The 800-nt window shown below is 65.0% G+C and carries 1 protein-coding gene; it reads left to right on the top strand.

Features of this window, described 5'->3' with window-relative positions:
- On the top strand, positions 1-800 hold an 800-nt coding region (locus EU800_RS26120; protein ID WP_129636364.1), incomplete at both ends, for a recombinase family protein.

Genomic DNA, 800 nt, shown 5'->3' with positions numbered 1-800 from the left:
ATCGGCATGGTCGTGGTCTACAAGATCGACCGCCTCACCCGGTCGCTCGCCGATTTCGCCAAGCTCGTCGAGCGCTTGGACGCCTCTGGCTGTTCCTTCGTCTCCGTCACCCAGGCCTTCAACACCGCCTCTTCCATGGGGCGGCTTACCCTTAACGTGCTGCTCTCCTTCGCCCAGTTCGAACGCGAGGTGACGGCCGAGCGCATCCGCGACAAGATCGCCGCCTCCAAGAAGCAGGGGCTCTGGATGGGTGGGCTCTGCCCGCTGGGCTACGATCCCCATCCCGATCCAAAGGTTCGGCAACTGGTCGTCAACGAGGCAGAAGCGGAGACCGTCCGGGCGCTCTTCGACCTCTACAACCGGCACGGCAGAATGATCGAGGTGGAGAAATCGGCGGCGGAGATGGGATTGCGGTCCAAGCTTCGCCAGTTCCGGTCGGGCCGATCCCAGGGCGGGGGCCGCCTTGGCCGGGGGCAGATCCACCACGTTCTGGTGAACCCGGTCTATCTCGGAAAGATCCGCCACAAGAACCTTGCCTGGCCCGGACAGCATCCGGCGATCGTCGATGAAGGTCTCTGGGAACGGGTGCAGGAGAAACTGCGATCGGCTGCAGCCCGCCGGCGTGGCCAGAAGAAGACCGGTTCCGACACCGCACTGCTGGCCGGCAAGCTGCGAGACGAGACCGGAGATCGGCTGACCCCGACGCACAGTATCAAGGCCGGTCGGCGTCACCGCTACTATGTGTCCAACCGGCTGATCTCGGGAGGTCCCGATCCCACCGGCTGGCGCCTGCCTGGGAC

The organism is Tropicimonas sp. IMCC6043, assembly GCF_004146235.1.
Classification (GTDB): domain Bacteria; phylum Pseudomonadota; class Alphaproteobacteria; order Rhodobacterales; family Rhodobacteraceae; genus Tropicimonas.
Note: the sequence above shows the minus strand (reverse complement) of the source record. Positions and strands in the feature narration are given on the sequence as shown.